General features: G+C 62.4%; 13 protein-coding genes and 2 pseudogenes. 8 read left to right on the top strand and 7 right to left on the bottom strand.

From position 1 onward, the window contains the following. Positions 1 to 56: 56 nt before the first annotated feature. The 4 genes from ACVDG8_RS09330 to ACVDG8_RS09315 all read left to right on the top strand — a co-directional run bounded on the left by ACVDG8_RS09330 (position 57) and on the right by ACVDG8_RS09315 (position 1,715). Positions 57 to 812 (top strand): hypothetical protein, encoded by a 756-nt coding sequence (locus ACVDG8_RS09330; protein ID WP_447254448.1) that lies wholly within the window; start codon positions 57 to 59, stop codon positions 810 to 812. A gap of 309 nt (positions 813 to 1,121) precedes the next feature. Next, positions 1,122 to 1,334 (top strand): hypothetical protein, encoded by a 213-nt coding sequence (locus ACVDG8_RS09325; RefSeq protein WP_447254447.1) that lies wholly within the window; start codon positions 1,122 to 1,124, stop codon positions 1,332 to 1,334. Beyond that, positions 1,277 to 1,402, top strand: coding sequence for a hypothetical protein (locus ACVDG8_RS09320; protein ID WP_447257283.1), 126 nt, complete (start codon positions 1,277 to 1,279; stop codon positions 1,400 to 1,402). Before ACVDG8_RS09325 ends, ACVDG8_RS09320 begins: the two co-directional genes overlap by 58 nt. Then, entirely contained in the window at positions 1,374 to 1,715 is a 342-nt protein-coding gene (locus ACVDG8_RS09315) for a BrnA antitoxin family protein (RefSeq protein ID WP_447254446.1), read from the top strand. The genes ACVDG8_RS09320 and ACVDG8_RS09315 overlap by 29 nt, the downstream gene beginning before the upstream one ends. Positions 1,716 to 1,776: 61 nt before the next feature. Here the strand turns inward: ACVDG8_RS09315 and ACVDG8_RS09310 are convergent, their stop codons facing one another. Continuing rightward, complete coding sequence (locus tag ACVDG8_RS09310) at positions 1,777 to 2,466, bottom strand: HAD family hydrolase (RefSeq protein ID WP_447254445.1); 690 nt, start codon at positions 2,464 to 2,466, stop codon at positions 1,777 to 1,779. 154 nt (positions 2,467 to 2,620) lie between these two features. On the opposite strand from ACVDG8_RS09310, the gene ACVDG8_RS09305 reads away from it, so the two are divergent. Beyond that, complete coding sequence (locus ACVDG8_RS09305; protein WP_447254444.1) at positions 2,621 to 3,754, top strand: DNA methyltransferase; 1,134 nt, start codon at positions 2,621 to 2,623, stop codon at positions 3,752 to 3,754. 44 nt (positions 3,755 to 3,798) lie between these two features. Here the strand turns inward: ACVDG8_RS09305 and ACVDG8_RS09300 are convergent, their stop codons facing one another. Further along, positions 3,799 to 4,410: an HAD family hydrolase gene (locus tag ACVDG8_RS09300; protein WP_447254443.1), complete on the bottom strand. Its 612-nt coding sequence runs from the start codon at positions 4,408 to 4,410 to the stop codon at positions 3,799 to 3,801. Positions 4,411 to 4,436: 26 nt separating this feature from the next. Then, positions 4,437 to 5,600 carry an A/G-specific adenine glycosylase gene (gene mutY / locus ACVDG8_RS09295; protein WP_447254442.1) on the bottom strand — a complete coding sequence of 388 codons (1,164 nt, stop codon included), beginning with the start codon at positions 5,598 to 5,600 and terminating at the stop codon, positions 4,437 to 4,439. A gap of 26 nt (positions 5,601 to 5,626) precedes the next feature. Between mutY and ACVDG8_RS09290 the strand changes: the two genes are divergently transcribed. The 3 genes from ACVDG8_RS09290 to smc all read left to right on the top strand — a co-directional run bounded on the left by ACVDG8_RS09290 (position 5,627) and on the right by smc (position 10,613). Then, positions 5,627 to 6,136, top strand: a complete 510-nt coding sequence (locus tag ACVDG8_RS09290; RefSeq protein ID WP_447254441.1) for a DUF721 domain-containing protein — start codon at positions 5,627 to 5,629, stop codon at positions 6,134 to 6,136. A 154-nt stretch (positions 6,137 to 6,290) separates the two neighbouring features. Further along, positions 6,291 to 7,037 (top strand): DsbA family protein, encoded by a 747-nt coding sequence (locus ACVDG8_RS09285; protein WP_447254440.1) that lies wholly within the window; start codon positions 6,291 to 6,293, stop codon positions 7,035 to 7,037. 117 nt (positions 7,038 to 7,154) lie between these two features. Continuing rightward, positions 7,155 to 10,613, top strand: a complete 3,459-nt coding sequence (smc, locus tag ACVDG8_RS09280; protein ID WP_447254439.1) for a chromosome segregation protein SMC — start codon at positions 7,155 to 7,157, stop codon at positions 10,611 to 10,613. Positions 10,614 to 10,725: 112 nt separating this feature from the next. Here the strand turns inward: smc and ACVDG8_RS09275 are convergent, their stop codons facing one another. From ACVDG8_RS09275 to ACVDG8_RS09260, 4 genes and pseudogenes are all read right to left on the bottom strand, one after another. Further along, positions 10,726 to 11,844 (bottom strand): DUF262 domain-containing protein, encoded by a 1,119-nt coding sequence (locus tag ACVDG8_RS09275; RefSeq protein WP_447254438.1) that lies wholly within the window; start codon positions 11,842 to 11,844, stop codon positions 10,726 to 10,728. 83 nt (positions 11,845 to 11,927) lie between these two features. Beyond that, positions 11,928 to 13,126: pseudogene (locus ACVDG8_RS09270) on the bottom strand (IS256 family transposase). Positions 13,127 to 13,209: 83 nt separating this feature from the next. Further along, positions 13,210 to 14,061, bottom strand: coding sequence for an FRG domain-containing protein (locus ACVDG8_RS09265; protein ID WP_455707656.1), 852 nt, complete (start codon positions 14,059 to 14,061; stop codon positions 13,210 to 13,212). Positions 14,062 to 14,185: 124 nt separating this feature from the next. Further along, positions 14,186 to 15,894, bottom strand: a pseudogene (locus ACVDG8_RS09260) (HAD-IIB family hydrolase). Between the last annotated feature and the right edge of the window lie 66 nt (positions 15,895 to 15,960).

The following is a 15,960-nucleotide window of genomic DNA, read 5'->3' as shown; positions in this document are numbered from 1 at the left end:
TTTTTGCCGCGCGGTTGCTATACGTCACCGGCTTTATGAGAGGGAAGTGCAGTTTCATGGCGTTTTATTCGGTCAACCGTCGTCTTGTCGCGGGTCTGGCGCTCGTCGGCTTTATGCTTGCCGTCGCCGGCTGCCAATCGGGCGACAATGGTATCCTGAACCTGGGCATCGGCAAGAAGACCGACCCGACCGCGCCGCCGCCGCCGCAGGATCCCAAGGTGCTCGCCAGCCAGTTGCAGGCCTATTGCCCGAAAGTGACGCTGCGCGACGGCACCGCTTACTTCAACACCTATGCCAAGGGCACGACCGCGAAGGCGAAGCCGAAGAAAAAGAAGGGCGAGACCGCGGCGGACGCCGAGGCCGAGGCAGCTGCCGCCGCGGCCGCGCAGACCGGGCCCAACGGCCAACCGGTCGATCCCGATCACGATCCGACCAAGATCATCTACCAGGCCTCGGTTACCGACGTGACGCGCGATTGCACGCGCGCCAACGGCCAGCTGTCGATGAAGATTGCCGTTGCCGGCAAGGTCGTGCCGGGTCCGATGTTCACGCCTAGCACCGTCACCATGCCGATCCGTGTCGCCGTCCAGCATGGCAACGATGTGCTCTATTCGCAGCTTCATCAATATCAGGTGCAGGTCACCGATCCGACCGCCGCCACCCAGTTCGTCTTCACCGACAACAATGTCGTGGTGCCGGAGCCCAGCGCGCGCGACTACCAGGCCTATGCCGGCTACGACGAGAGCACACCGGCGGCGCCTGCCGACAAGGCGAAGGGCAAAAGGAAGAAGCGCGCTCCGGTGACGAATTAGAGCGGCCGCGAGCATCATTGGTTGCATTCCTAGAGCGTTTCACCGTTTCACGGAACGGCGAAACCGCTCTAGCTTTTTGTTTTGACGCAATTCCCGACGGAGGGTTACGGCGAAGTCGCCGAACTTAACCGCTCACACTTTTCCTGGAATTGCTCCAGGTCGAATGGAGTGCGCTAGCTTGGTAGCCGTCGCTTCGTCGGCCTTTCTGGTTGCGCCGCAAATTGCAGTCCATTTTTCGTATATACAAAAATGCTTGTGCCTTAGTACAATTTCTGTATATACAATAAACTCTCGGAATTTGGGATTGCCATGAATTTCGAGTGGGACGAGAGCAAGGCGAAGCGAAACAAGCTCAAGCATGGCGTATCGTTCGATGTCGCTTCGGAATTCGATTTTGACGGTGCAATGGTCTTCGAGGATGCAACCGGGATTACGGCGAAGAACGGTTTGTCGGCGTCGGCTTCATCGGCAACAAAATACACGTCATCATTTACACGATGCGCGACGGCAATGTCCGGGTGATTTCCCTGCGGCGCGCTACCAACGAGGAGATCAAGAGCTATGTCGCCTACATCGAAAGGGGCTACTAAGCGGCGGCCTATCGACGGGGCAGGCCGAAATCCGGATCGTTCCGCCAAAGAAGACCGGACGGCTGTTCTACTGGACAGAATTAAGGCGGCTTTCAATAGCGATGAAGAGGATGCCGCTATAACTGCAGCGGCGCGGACCGATCCCGATGCTCAGCCGAATCTGGTCAGGCGAGGACGTCCCCGCTCATCAAACGCCAAACTGGCGGTCCTTCTTCGGCTCGATCCTGACGTGGTCGAGCGCTTTAAGGCAAGCGGCTCCGGGTGGCAAACACGCATGAACGACGCGCTTCGGAGAGCGGTGGGTCTGGATTGAAAACAGCGATCGGTTCGCGTCAGGAACGGTGCTCGCGTAACCAAAAAAAGCGACAGCCGTCTCAAGCGTCTTCCGACCACTCCGACAGCGCCGCGATCGTGCTGTTGAGTTCCGGCCAGCGGCGGATGACCGTCTCGGCGCCGGCTTCGGTCAGCGCATCGGCATGGCCGGGATAGCTGTGGCTGGCCCCGGTGAAGCCGATGACGCGCATGCCGGCTGCCCTGGCGCCGGCAATGCCGTGCACGGAATCCTCGATGACGAAGGTATTCCTCGGGTTGGCGCCGAGCTTTTCGGCGGCATAGAGGAACACGTCCGGCGCCGGCTTGGGCTTCTTGCTCGGGATATCGAGGCCGGAGAAGATGCGGCCGGCAAAGAACGGCAAGAGCCGCACCTTCTCCAGCATGAACTCGACCCGCTCGGTGCGCGAATTGGAGCAGACGGCGCGTGGCGCGGTGACACTGGCAACCGCCTCGCGGGCGCCGTCGATGATGCGCACGTCCGCGCGCAGCTTGCGATCGACGAGTTCCTCGGCGCGGTCGATCAGCGAAGCCTGGAACGGGATCTGCGATTTCTCCTCGACCCGCATCATGATGTCCTTGAAGGTCAACCCGGCATAGGTCTCGCTCAACTCCTCGGCCGAGATCTCGAACCCGGCCGACGTCAGCAGCTCCGCCTCGATGCGCGCGGCGACGATTTCGGAATCGACGAGCACGCCGTCGCAATCGAAAATGATAAGATCTGGCTGGGGCATGACAATCCGGATGGTTGGGGAGGGGCGCGGCATACACCAATGGGCCGTTTCGCGCAAACATCGGGCGTGGGCCGCAATCCCTTCACCGAATGTTTACGCTGATCGGTAACCATAACGGACAGTAAAACTGTAACGCGTGCCTTTGGGTGTTTCGATGTCTGCCGTGCGTCTTCTCGACGAGCTTTCCCACGCCCCCCAGCAGTCCGAATGGCTGGACACGATCCTCAAAGGCGACTGCATAGCTGCCCTCGACCGGCTGCCGGAAAAGTCGATCGACGTCATCTTTGCCGATCCGCCCTATAATCTGCAGCTCGATGGCGACCTGCACCGGCCCGACCAGTCGAAGGTCAACGCCGTCGACGACGACTGGGACCAGTTCGAGAGTTTCGAGGCTTATGACGCCTTCACCCGCGCCTGGCTGCTTGCCGCGCGCCGCGTGCTGAAGCCAAACGGCACGATCTGGGTCATCGGCTCCTACCACAACATTTTCCGCGTCGGCGCCAAGATGCAGGACCTCGGCTTCTGGATCTTGAACGACGTCGTCTGGCGCAAGACCAACCCGATGCCGAATTTCCGCGGCCGCCGCTTCCAGAACGCGCATGAGACGATGATCTGGGCCACGCGCGACCAGAAGGGCAAGGGCTACACCTTCAACTACGAGGCGCTGAAGGCCTCGAACGACGATCTGCAGATGCGTTCCGACTGGCTGTTCCCGATCTGCACCGGCGGCGAGCGGCTGAAGGACGAGAACGGCAACAAGGTGCATCCGACGCAGAAGCCGGAAGCCTTGCTTGCCCGCATCATGATGGCCTCGACCAAGCCGGGCGACGTCGTGCTCGACCCGTTCTTCGGCTCCGGCACCACCGGCGCCGTCGCCAAGCGCCTCGGCCGCCACTTCGTCGGCATCGAACGCGAGCAGGCCTATATCGACGCCGCCAACGAGCGCATCGCCGCGGTGCGGCCGCTGGAAAATGCCGACCTGACCGTGCTTTCGGGCAAGCGCGCCGAACCGCGCGTCGCCTTTGTCAGCCTGCTGGACACCGGCTTGATGCAGCCCGGCGCCACGCTTTACGACGCCAAGAAACGCTGGGCTGCCAAAGTACGCGCCGACGGCACGCTGGCTATCGGCGACAGCGCCGGCTCGATCCACAAGATCGGCGCCGAGGTGCAGGGGCTGGACGCCTGCAATGGCTGGACCTTCTGGCATTATGAGCGCAGCGGCGGCCTGACCTCGATCGACGAACTGCGCCGCATCGCTCGGTTGGGCATGGAGCGGGCAGGGGCCTGAGCCCTTGGTTCAAGACTTCAACGGATCGCTGCAAGCGATTCAGATCAAGCTGTAATCCCGAACCGCTCAAGGTCCGCTTTAAGCGTCTCGGCGTCGGTGAACAGCACCGATTGCCAGCCGGCGGCCTTGGCGCCGTCGACATTCCTCTGGCTGTCGTCGATGAACAGCGTGGCTGACGGCTCGAGGCCGAACGCGGCGACATGGTGGTCGTAGATGGCGCGGTCCGGCTTGATCTGGCGGATGTCGGCCGAGACCGTCACGCCGCGCGGGCGGCTGAGAAAATCGAAACGCTGCCTGGCTTCGGCCAGCGTGTCGGCGGCGAAGTTGGTCAGCATGGTCACGTCGTGGCCGCTCTCGATCAGGCCGAGCATGATGGCGACGCTGTCCTCATAGGCATGCGGCACCATTTCGTGCCAGTGGCGGCGGAAATTGCGGATGTTTTCGGCGTGGTCGGGGTGCTCGGCAATCAGCAGCGCTTCCGCCTCCTGCCATGTCCGGCCACGATCCTGCTCGATGTTCCAGTCATGCGTGCAGACATTGTCGAAGAACCACTTGCGTTCCTCGGCATCCGGAATGAGACGGCTGAACGGGATATTCGGATCGTAGTGGATCAGCACGCGGCCGATGTCGAACACGATGTGGCGGATTTCGTTCATGTCTGGCCTTTCAATGCGAACGCTATTCAATGCGGGCGGTGTTTTTTGGTAGCGCCCGGTATCGCCGCCTCGATTACCTTTTTCATGACGGTGGGCAGCGCTTCCCCGGAAATTTCATGGGCCAGCGACCAGAAGTGACCTTCCGGGGCATCACCTTTGATGTGGGCGTGAAAGACGTCGAGCTCGAGCGCGAAATGGGTGAAGACATGCGCGATCTGCCCGGCGCGCCGCCAGTCGGCGGGAACAGGCGCCGCGTCCGTCGTCGTCGCGCCATCCATCCTTGCGGTCCAAGCCGTGGTCGGCACTTCCGTCATGCCGCCGAGCAATCCTTTGTCGGGCCGCTTGCGCAACAGGATGGCGCCGTCGCCGCGCACGGCGACGAAAGCGGCGCCGCGCCTGAGCGGCTTGTCGTCCTTCGGCAGCCGGACCGGAAAACGTTCGGGATCGCCTGTCAGAATCGCGCTGCAATCCTCACGCACCGGGCAAAGCATGCAGCGCGGCCGCTTCGGCGTGCAGATCGTGGCGCCGAGGTCCATCGTCGCCTGGGCGAAGTCGCCGGGCCGCGCCCGCGGCACCAGTTTTTCGACCAGCGCGCGGATTTGCGGTTTTGCCTCGCTGAGCGGCGTTTCGATCGAATAAAGCCGGGTCATGACCCGCTCGACATTGCCGTCGACGACCGCCGCCGGCCGGTCGAAGGCGATCGCGGCGATCGCCGCCGCTGTGTAGGCGCCGATTCCGGGCAATTCGCGCAGGCCGGCCTCGGTGTCGGGGAAGCTGCCGCCTTGCAGCGCCACGAGATCGGCGCAGGCTTTCAGGTTGCGCGCCCTGTTATAATAGCCGAGCCCGGCCCAGGCTTTCATCACGTCCTCGGTCGGCGCCGCCGCCAGCGCTCCGACCGTCGGCCATTTTTCGACGAAATTGCGGAAATAGGCTTTCACCGCTTCGACCGTGGTCTGCTGCAGCATCACCTCGGACATCCAGACACGATAGGGATCAGGTCTCACCCCGCTCGCCAAGGCGCCGGGCGCGACGCGCCAGGGCAGGTCGCGGTGATGGGCGTCGTACCAGGCGAGCAGACGGGAAGCGATGTCCAGGGACCCGGCTTTGCTGGTATCCAAAGACCCAGCTTTGCTGGCATCGCCGGCGCTGCTGGATCTAGCGGTCTTGCGGGTCTGGTCTTGCGGTGCCATTGATCGGTCCGGACTGGAGAACGCACATGGCAGGGAAAATGCGCTTCGGCAATCCCGTTCCGGTGAGCGATCTCGCCACCGAGATCCTCGACCCGGTGCTGAGGAAGCGCGCCGGCATCTCGATCGGACTGGTGCAGTCCTGGGAAGAGATCGCCGGGCCGCGGCTGGCCAGCCATTCTCGGCCGGAAAAGATCCAGTGGCCGCGCCGCCTGCATGAGGACGATCCGTTCGAGCCGGCAACGCTGATCATCGCGTGCGAAGGCATGGCCGCGCTGCATCTCCAGCATGAGGCCGGCGAGGTCATCAGCCGGGCCAACGCCTTCCTGGGTTTCAACGCCATCGGCCGCATCAAGATATTGCAAAAGCCTGTGCTCTCGCAAAAGGCCCGGCCGAAGCCCACGCCGCGACCCTTGAGCGCGGATGAAAAGTCGAAGCTTTCGCGTATGGTCGGCGATATCGAGGATGACGGCCTGCGCGCTTCGCTGGAGCGACTTGGCGCCACAATTATGGGTGAAAGGAAGCCCAAAGGATCGTAAGAAGCGTCATGAATGCGTCACCAATCTCGCGCATTCGTGATGCTGATTATCAAGTTTGGCGATTGGATTGGGGATCGCCATGCCTTAATTCGCGCCAACTCTCGCCTTTTCTAGCCCTTGCGTTGCAAAATCCAACCAATATCAGGTGATTCGCATGAACCGTGCCCCGTTTGGCAAAAGCTTGTCCCGCAGAAACGTGTTGACGACGCTGGCCGCCGTTCCTGCGGTGGCGCTGCTTGCCGCATGCAGCGACTCCGGCGACGAGGCCAAGGCCGCCGCTGTGAAGCCCGCCGATCCGGCGACGCCCGCCAAGCCGGCCGCCACGCCGGCGGCGGCTCAGGTGCCGGAGTCGAGTGGGAACGTCGACATGGCGGAGCTGCTCAAGCCCGGTGCACTGCCTGAAAAGCAGCTCGGCAAGGACGACGCCAAGGTCACCATCGTCGAATACGCCTCGATGACCTGCCCGCATTGCGCGCATTTCGCCGAGACCACATTCCCTGAGTTGAAGACCAAGTACATCGATACCGGCAAGGCGCGTTACATCCTGCGCGAATTCCCCTTCGATCCGAGCGCCGAGGCCGGCTTCATGCTGGCGCGGTGCTCGAAGGACAATTATTTCGCCATGGTCGACGTGCTGTTCAAGCAGCAGCCGAGCTGGGTTGGCGTCAACAACACCAAGGAAGCGCTGCTGCAGATCTCCAAACTGGCCGGTTTTACACAGGAGTCCTTTGAGTCCTGCTTGACGGACCAGAAGCTTCTGGACGATGTGAGATCAGTCCAGAAACGCGGAGCGGACGAGTTCAAGGTCGACTCGACGCCGACATTCTTCATAAACGGAAAGACCTACAAAGGGGCGATGTCGATTGAGGAAATGTCGGCCATCATCGACCCTCTGCTCTGACATCCAGGCCGCGCCGAAGCGGTCCGGCCTCGGCGCGCCAGCCGCTTTGTCTTGTCGCGGGTTCTTATCGCAAAACCGCGTAAGACTTTTGTGGAACCCGCTTGAAGGGCGGCGCGAATGAAATTTTCGCGCCTTCGCCTTCTCGGCTTCAAATCCTTCGTTGAGCCCGGCGAGTTCGTCATCGAACGCGGGCTGACCGGCATTGTCGGGCCGAATGGCTGCGGCAAGTCGAATCTCGTCGAAGCCTTGCGCTGGGTGATGGGCGAAAGCTCCTACAAGAACATGCGCGCGTCCGGCATGGACGACGTCATCTTCTCCGGCTCCGGCGCGCGTCCGGCGCGCAACACCGCCGAAGTCACGCTTTTCCTCGACAATAGTGACCGCACGGCACCTTCGGCCTTCAACGATGCCGATGAATTGCAGGTGTCGCGCCGTATCGAGCGCGAGGCGGGCTCGCTTTATCGCATCAATGGCAAGGAAGCCCGCGCCAAGGACGTGCAATTGCTGTTCGCCGACCAGTCGACGGGCGCGCGCTCGCCCTCGATGGTCGGGCAGGGCCGTATCGGCGAGCTGATCCAGGCCAAGCCGCAGGCCCGCCGCGCGCTGCTCGAAGAAGCCGCCGGCATTTCCGGCCTGCACACGCGCCGCCACGAGGCGGAGCTCAGGCTGAAGGCCGCCGAACAGAACCTGGAGCGGCTGGATGACGTCGTCGGCGAGCTGGAAGGCCAGATCGAAAGCCTGAAGCGCCAGGCGCGCCAGGCTTCGCGCTTCAAGAACCTGTCGGCCGATATCCGCAAGGCCGAAGCGACGCTGCTGCATCTGCGCTGGACGTTGGCCAAGACCCAGGAAGGCGAGGCGCGTTCGGCACTTGCCGTCGCCACCGCGCTGGTCGGCGACCGCGCCGCGGCGCAGATGGCCTCCGCCAGGGAGCAGGGCATCGCCGCGCACCGGCTGCCGGACCTGCGCGACGCGGAGGCGGCCGCCGCCGCCGCTTTCCAGCGCCTGTCGATCGCCAAGACGCAGATCGAGGAAGAGGCCGGCCGCATCCGCGCCCGCCAGAGCGAGCTCGAACGCCGCCTGCAACAGCTCGACGCCGACATCGCCCGCGAGGAGCGGATGGTGCGTGACAATGCCGACATTCTGGAGCGCCTGCGCACCGAGGAAGCCGGGCTCAATTCGGACAATGCGGGTGCCGCCGAGCGCGAGGCCACCACGCGCGCCGCTTTCGAGCAGGCTGGCGCAACGCTGTCGCAGAGCGAAGCTCGACTTGCCGCGCTGACCGCTGAACGCGCCGAGGCCTCCGCCTCGCGCAACCAGATCGAGCGCACTTTGCGCGAGAGCGCCGAGCGCCGCGACCGTTTTGCCCGCCAGCTCGCCGAGGTCGACCGCGAGCTTTCCGACATAGTTACCCGCATTTCGGGCCTGCCCGATCCCGCCGAGAAGCGGCTTCTGGTCGAGGACGCGCTTGCCCGCCTGGAAGAAAGCGAGGCCGGCGCCATTGCCGCCGAGCAGGCGGTCGCCGAGGCGCGCACCGCTGAAAATGCCGCCCGTCCGCCGCTGCAGGACGCCAGGGCCGAGTTCGCGCGCATCGAGACCGAAGCACGCACGCTGGCCAAGATACTGAACGCCGCAAGCGGCGATCTTTTCCCCTCGGTGCTGGAACAGATCAGCGTCGAACGCGGCTACGAGACGGCGCTCGGCGCGGCTCTTGGCGAAGACCTCGAAGTCCCGCTCGACCGCAGCGCTCCAGTGCATTGGGGCGAAAGCATTGTACAGCCGGGCGATGCCGCATTGCCCGAAGGCGTAAAGAGCCTGGCTAGCGTCGTGCGTGCGCCGGCCCAGCTCGCGCGCCGCCTGGCGCAGATCGGTATCGTCGATGCCGCCGATGGTCGTCGGCTGCAGGCATTGTTGGCGCCCGGACAGCGGCTGGTCAGCCGCGACGGCGCGCTCTGGCGCTGGGACGGTTTGACGGCAAGCGCCGACGCGCCGACGGCGGCCGCGCAGCGGCTGGCGCAGAAGAACCGCCTGGCCGAGCTCGATGCCGAGGCCGTGCAGGCGACACTGGTCGTGCGCGAGGCCGAGGAGGCGCTGGCGCGCGCCGAGCAGGCGATGCGCCAGGCAAGCGAGGCCGAGCGCAACGCGCGTCAAGCCGGCCGCGATGCCCAGCACGGGCTGGATGCCGCCCGCAACGCGTTGGCCGAGGCCGAGCGGGCCGGCGGTGAACTGGTCAGCCGACGCGCCGCCCTGGACGAAGCCGGCGCGCGTATCGTCGACAGCCATGAGGAGACGCAAGCCGCGTTCCTCGAAGCCGAGGCGATGCTGCAGGACGCGCCCGATCTCGGCGATCTCCAGCTCCAGCTCGAGCAAGCCTCCGCCAATGTTTCGCGCGATCGCGCCACGCTCGCCGATGCACGTGCCGTGCATGAAGGCTTGCGGCGCGAGGCCGAGGCGCGCATGCGCCGGCTCGACGCCATCGGCGCCGAACGTACGAACTGGCTGGAGCGCGCCGAGAACGCCTCGACGCAGATTGCCGCTCTTGGCGAACGCAAGGCAGAGGCCGAAGCCGAACGTGAACGCCTGGCCGACGCGCCGGACGAGATCGACGCCAAGCGCCGTGCGCTGCTGAACCAGCTTTCCGAGGCCGAAGCGCTGCGCAAGGCCGCGGGCGACCGTTTGCAGGAGGCGGAGAATACGCAAGCCGAGCTCGACAAGGCCGCCACCGCCGCCATCCAGTTGCTCGCCGAGTCGCGCGAAACCCGCGTCCGCGCCGAGGAGCGGCTGACCGCGGCCGACGAGCGGCGCGCCGAGGTCGAGGCGCGCATCCAGGAGGCGCTCAACACGCCGCCGCATCTGGTCATCAAGCATACCGGCCTCGAAGCCGACGATCCGATGCCCGACATGGCCGAGATCGAGCGCCAGCTCGACCGGCTGAAGATCGAGCGCGAGCGGCTCGGCGCCGTCAATCTGCGCGCCGAGGAGGAGCAGAAGGAACTGTCCGAGCGGCTGGAAACCATCGTCTCCGAGCGCGAGGACATCATCGAGGCGATCCGCAAGCTCAGACAGGCGATCCAGAGCTTGAATCGCGAGGGCCGCGAGCGCCTGCTGGCCGCCTTCGAGGTGGTCAACGGCCATTTCCAGCGGCTGTTCTCGCATCTGTTCGGCGGCGGCACGGCCGAATTGCAGCTGATCGAGTCGGAAGACCCGCTGGAAGCCGGCCTCGAAATCCTCGCCCGCCCGCCGGGCAAGAAGCCGCAGACCATGACGCTGCTCTCCGGTGGCGAGCAGGCGCTGACGGCGATGTCGCTGATCTTTGCCGTGTTCCTCACCAACCCGGCGCCGATCTGCGTCCTCGACGAAGTCGACGCGCCGCTCGACGACCACAATGTCGAGCGTTTCTGCAACCTGATGGACGAGATGTCGAAGACCACGGAAACGCGCTTCGTCATCATCACCCACAACCCGATCACCATGGCCCGCATGGATCGCCTCTTCGGCGTCACCATGGCCGAGCAGGGCGTCAGCCAGCTGGTCTCCGTCGATCTGCAGGCAGCCGAAGCGATGCGCGAGGCGAGCTGAGGCTTACCATCTGGCAATTGCCGTGGGCATCTAGACGGGTTCGGGGCATCTTGGTATCGCCGTTGCGCAATTCCAACAGCAAAACCGTTCGATACGTCGTTCTGCAATTGCTCTAAGCGGCGGTGATCTTGCGTCCCTCGGGGATAAACTGAATCAATCGCGCTTCGGTTGAGCGACCGGTTGCATAGCCTTTCTCCATGTGCGGCTGCGCCCAAAACTCCTTCACGACATCAAGGATATCGGTGCGAAATGGAGTGCGATTTGCGGCGTGATAGCCGATTCCAAGAGCGAAAACCTCGAATGCGGTGCTAAGAAAAGACCCTTTGAACTCACTCTTGTCCGTGTCCCATCTCTTGAAAACCAAGTCTGCACCGTTCGACGCAATTGTGTCGAAGGTCTTCTTGAAGGCGGTGGCGCTGGCTTGATCCCCGCTAGGGTTATCAAATGCCATCTGAACAATTTCGTCGTCGAGAATCTGGGGAAGATCTCGCAGACTAGTTAAAGTCAATTTGCTAGTAGGCCGATTGTGCAATACTATAAAACGAGTAACGAGCTCAAGATCAAATCGCTCCTCAATAAGTCTGTCGCTAAGCTGAGTGCTTTGAATAAAATTTGGATACGTTGCTAACGCTTCAATCCAGGCAAAAAATTCCGGCGAAACAGAAACAATGAGGGCGGATCGCAATTCTTGACTATTAAGTATTGTCCCGTAGCTATTAAGACGCTGAAATAGATCAAATTTTGCCTGCGGAGACGAGTCTCGCTTAATAATCTTTATATCTATTTTAGATCGCTTGATGTCCAGTCTCTGAGCTTCACTCAGAGACCGCCTGTGGTTAGCACTCTCCCATACCCGTCCTTCAAGCGCTGGTAGAAATTTTGTTTTCTCCAAGGCCAGTGGCGGCTGAAGTACCCCCTGCTTGTCCCTTAGTTCGCCTTGCAGCTCAAGAATGGTCGAGATCCGTTGAAGTCCATCGACCAGCTCCCATTTGCCTTCGGTGGTTTGGGCAACGAAAATCGAAGGTAGTGGTATACCGAGCAGTATACTCTCGACTAGGCGCGATTTCTGGGTCTCGTTCCAGCGAAAAAAGCGCTGGAATTCCGGTCTGATTATGAGTTCGCCATCGCGATAGAGGTTGGTGAGCTCTCCAATGCTCATCGGATATCCATCTGATGAAATCGAGCGACGCGCCTCGGAAACTTGGCTTTCTAAATTATCCGGAGAGGCCATCTTATTTCCTCCAGGATCGTGTCCCGGGGAGTGGTGTAGCTGACGGCATTGGTCGCCGTGCTCTCCGGCATGGGCCGGGCTGATCAGCGCGCCACGGCTGGCAAGCTGATCAGGGGATCATCGCTCATCTGGCTGATCGTTTCCAGAGTCATATATCTGGCCCGCTGCACTGCCCATTCATCGTTCTGTTCGAGCAGGATTGCGCCGACCAGACGCACGATCGCATCGTCGTTCGGGAAGATTCCGACGACCTCGGTGCGCCGCTTGATCTCGCCGTTGAGACGCTCGATCGGATTGGTCGAGTGCAGCTTGGCGCGGTGTTCTTTCGGGAAGGTCATGTAGGCCAGCACGTCGGGCTCGGCGTCGTCCATGATTGTCGCCAACTTCGGCACCTTCGGCCGGATCTGGTCGGCGACGGCGCGCCATTGCACGCTTGCGGCCTCGGGCGTTTCCTGGGCGAAGGCGGTGGCGATGAAAGCGGAGACGACCCTGCGGCCGCTCTTGCCGGCATGGGCCAGCACGTTCCTCATGAAGTGGACGCGGCAGCGCTGCCATGTCGCGCACAGCACCTTGGTGACGGCCGCCTTGATGCCTTCATGGGCATCGGAGACGACGAGCTTGACGCCGCGCAGGCCGCGGCGGGTCAGCTTGCGCAGGAACTCCGTCCAGATCGGCTCGGCCTCCGAGGTGCCAATCTCCATGCCCAGCACCTCGCGCCGGCCGTCCGCGTTGACGCCGACGGCAATGATGACGGCGACCGAGACGATGCGGCCGCCGCGGCGCACCTTCAGGTAGGTGGCGTCGATCCACAGATAGGGCCAGTCGCCCTCGATGGGTCTTTCAAGGAACGCTTTGACCTTGCCGTCGATCTCCTCGCACAGCCGCGAGACCTGGCTCTTCGAAATGCCGCTCATCCCCATGGCCTTGACCAGGTCGTCAACCGAGCGGGTCGAGATACCCTGGACGTAGGCCTCCTGGATGACGGCGGTCAGCGCCTTCTCGGCCATGCGGCGCGGTTCGAGGAAACCGGGGAAATAGCTGCCCTTCCTGAGCTTCGGGATGCGCAGCTCGACGGTGCCGGCGCGCGTCTCCCAGTCGCGCTCGCGATAGCCGTTGCGCTGGGCCGTGCGCAACGGGTTCTTCTCGCCATAGGCGGCGCCGGTGGCGGCCCCAACCTCCATTTCCATCAGCCGCTCGGCGGCAAAGCCGATCATCTCGCGCAGGAGATCGGCATCCGGGTCTTCTCCACGAGCGTGCGCAGGTTCATCATGTCGTCGGTCATCGGTGGTCCTTCCGAATTGGGTTGGCGTCAACAACCAAACCCTACCGGAAAGCGCCGATGACCACCGCAAAGCCGCTCGCTCGCTACAGCGCGACTAACGGCGCACTCGCGAGCGGCTTCACTACCGCCGAGCTACACCACCTGTGGGGACACGACCTCCTCCAGCCTTCAGTTCTGCTCAGCTCTTCCGCTAGCGAGGGCATTTCTGGAAACACCATTGTTTCTCCAAAGCCTAAAAATCGAAGGGACGCGGCGAGTTCGTCGCGAGCGCCAGCAATCCGAAATTTCCAAAGATGGGCTTCGCTATCCCTGGCGAACGCTTCTAGTGAGGTTGTGTCGTTCCCCCAAACAAAAAAAGTTCCACGTTGAGCCACAATCCGCTGGGAGTTGTGCGTACCGAAAATTGCGACTGGCGTCCTGTTTCGCCTCTTGGTCGTTTCGGGACGATATCCCTCGGCGTCATCATCAGCTGTCGTGAGGACGTAGATGGAATTGCCAAACTCTGAGAGGTTTGGTGTCTTCCTATTCCAAAGCACGGGATCAACACACCAGATAACCGGTTGGCCAGCGTCGCCTTCCGAAAAATTTGAGAACGCAAAATGAGCAGCTACAAAAAGGTTCTCGCTCCAATCCAGCAATCGTGTCGGAACGCCGTAATGCTGCATGGCAAACAAATGTTCCCAATCGTTTTGAGGGTACCCAGCAGGCCAGTAGGCTAAACTTCTTTGCCTAAACCGAGTTAAAAGTCTTTTCTCTCGCTCGAAAACGTCGTCTACGGCTCTTCCGTCTCTCATGATTTTTGGCAAGAGCTGGTGAGAATCCAACCGCGCGCCTCTGAACCAAATAAAGTGACCTGCGGGGATTGAGGAGCGGATATTTAAGACCTCGGTCAACAAGCCTTCTATACCGCCAACTTCCTTTTCCACTACAGGCACGAATCCATCTCCCCCTCGCAAGGCCGTATGCAAGCTATTGGCCGATATTCGCCGTGTCCAGCTAAACTCGCGTATTAACCGAACGGTTGCTTACTCGGGGCCGAGCCACCGGCGAACACAGATTCTACTCAGGCGCGGTCGCCGGCGCCGTGTAGCGGCGGCGGACGGCGTCGATCACCAGCTTGCGGCTTTCGTCGGCGGACAATGTCTTGTCCTTCTCGGCCTCGGCCGTTTCGCGGGCGAGGTCCTTGTCCCTGATCTGATGGCGGAACCATTTCGAATAATCGCCGGCGCGCAGGTGGTAGTCCCAGGTCTTGTCGTCGATGCCTTCCGCCATCTGGGCGAAGATGATGAGATTGTGGGCCCTCAGATTCATCGCCTTCTTCGGCCCGGTGAAATAGAAGCTGCCGGCTTCGTCGAGCTCGCCCTCGGCATATTTGCGGCTGTGCCGCTTCAGCGATTGGCGGGGTTCGTTTGCCTTGACCGTGAACGGCGTCTTGTCGTCATGCGGCCGCCAGAACAGCACCCGGTCGCCCTTCGGCAGCGGGATGTCCTTCGGCGCCTTAAGCCCGGTTTCCTTGCAGAAGGTATTGATCACGCCCTTCGCCTTCGGCCCGAGCGCGATCACCGTCGTTACCAGGCGCAGGGCGTCGGTCGAGACCGCTTCAGGGTGAACGGTGATCAGCACCGTGCCAGGCAGCTCCATCGAAAGTGCTGCCCGCGTGTCCCTGCGCCGCTTCGGCATCAGATGATGCGCCTCGTCGATGATCAGCCAGTGCGGCCTTGCCGTGCGGTAGCGGACATTACCGAGGCCGGGCAGCAATTCGGCGAAGAAATCGGGGCGCTCGTCGACCTTCAGCGCCAGCCCATTGACCACGATATTGTTGCCCGGCTTCTCGATGAGTTCCAGCAACTGCTCCTTGTTCGGTGCGGTCGAACCATTGCCGACCGGCACCGCGCCTTTCAGCCCGTCATAATCGCCCTCGGGGTCGAAGATGCAGAACTGCAGCCCTTTCTCGACAAGCCGCTCGGTGAGTGCCGTCGCTAAAGTGGACTTGCCGATACCCGAGCTGCCGGCGATCAGAACCGTCTCGGCCGGCGACAGATAGATTTCCTTGCCGCGCGAGGTTCCAAGCAGCACGCCGCGCGTACGCTTCCTGGCAATCAAATGATCGCGCTTGATCAACTTGCGGATCAGCTCTTCGACCCCTTGCCGCGCGCTTCCTTGGTGACGAGGTCGGCGGTTTCCTTGACGGCCGGCAAGGCATTGGCGACGGCCACGCTGCAGCCCGAGGCCCGTAGGAACGCATGGTCGTTTTCGGCGTCGCCGACGGCGACGACATTGTGCGGCGACAGCTTCAGGTCTTCCAGCACCGCCGCCAGCCCGGTCGCCTTGTTGATACCCGAGGGCAGGATCATCACGGCGCCCTTGTTGAAGATGATTTCCAGCTCGAGCCCGAGCTTCTTGATGACGTCGAGCACGGTGGCCTGATGCGGTTCCCAGGTGGCGACGATCGAGCGGCCGACCGAAAGCGGCTTCACACCACGCTTTTTCAGCCGGTCGATGAACTCGGCGGAAGGCGGGGGCGAGATCGTGCGCTCGTCCTCGCTGGCCGGCGTGTAAACCAGCGCGCCGTTCTCGGCCACGACCTTGTCGAACAGCGAAAGTTCGGGAAACACCTCTTTCAGATCGGGCAGCTCCCGGCCTGTGGCCAGGATGAGCTTGCGCCCGGATTTCTTCAACTTCTCGAGTGCTGCGACCGTGCTGGCCGTGACCAGCCCGTCATGCGCCAACGTGCCGTCATAGTCGGTGGCCAATGCCATGAAATACATGTGCTGAGCCTCTCCACTGGCTGTGGTTCGCGGCACCGGAAGAACCGCGGGGCGAACCACAACGCG

Source organism: Mesorhizobium sp. ORM8.1 (assembly GCF_053005525.2).
Note: the sequence above shows the minus strand (reverse complement) of the source record. Positions and strands in the feature narration are given on the sequence as shown.

Bases quoted from the DNA above. Each gene is read 5' to 3' on its own strand.
- ACVDG8_RS09330 (WP_447254448.1), top strand. From the start codon at position 57: ATGGCGTTTTATTCGGTCAACCGTCGTCTTGTCGCGGGTCTGGCGCTC.
- ACVDG8_RS09325 (WP_447254447.1), top strand. From the start codon at position 1,122: ATGAATTTCGAGTGGGACGAGAGCAAGGCGAAGCGAAACAAGCTCAAG.
- ACVDG8_RS09315 (WP_447254446.1), top strand. From the start codon at position 1,374: ATGTCGCCTACATCGAAAGGGGCTACTAAGCGGCGGCCTATCGACGGG.
- ACVDG8_RS09310 (WP_447254445.1), bottom strand. From the start codon at position 2,466: ATGCCCCAGCCAGATCTTATCATTTTCGATTGCGACGGCGTGCTCGTC.
- ACVDG8_RS09305 (WP_447254444.1), top strand. From the start codon at position 2,621: ATGTCTGCCGTGCGTCTTCTCGACGAGCTTTCCCACGCCCCCCAGCAG.
- ACVDG8_RS09300 (WP_447254443.1), bottom strand. From the start codon at position 4,410: ATGAACGAAATCCGCCACATCGTGTTCGACATCGGCCGCGTGCTGATC.
- mutY (WP_447254442.1), bottom strand. From the start codon at position 5,600: ATGGCACCGCAAGACCAGACCCGCAAGACCGCTAGATCCAGCAGCGCC.
- ACVDG8_RS09290 (WP_447254441.1), top strand. From the start codon at position 5,627: ATGGCAGGGAAAATGCGCTTCGGCAATCCCGTTCCGGTGAGCGATCTC.
- ACVDG8_RS09285 (WP_447254440.1), top strand. From the start codon at position 6,291: ATGAACCGTGCCCCGTTTGGCAAAAGCTTGTCCCGCAGAAACGTGTTG.
- smc (WP_447254439.1), top strand. From the start codon at position 7,155: ATGAAATTTTCGCGCCTTCGCCTTCTCGGCTTCAAATCCTTCGTTGAG.
- ACVDG8_RS09275 (WP_447254438.1), bottom strand. From the start codon at position 11,844: ATGGCCTCTCCGGATAATTTAGAAAGCCAAGTTTCCGAGGCGCGTCGC.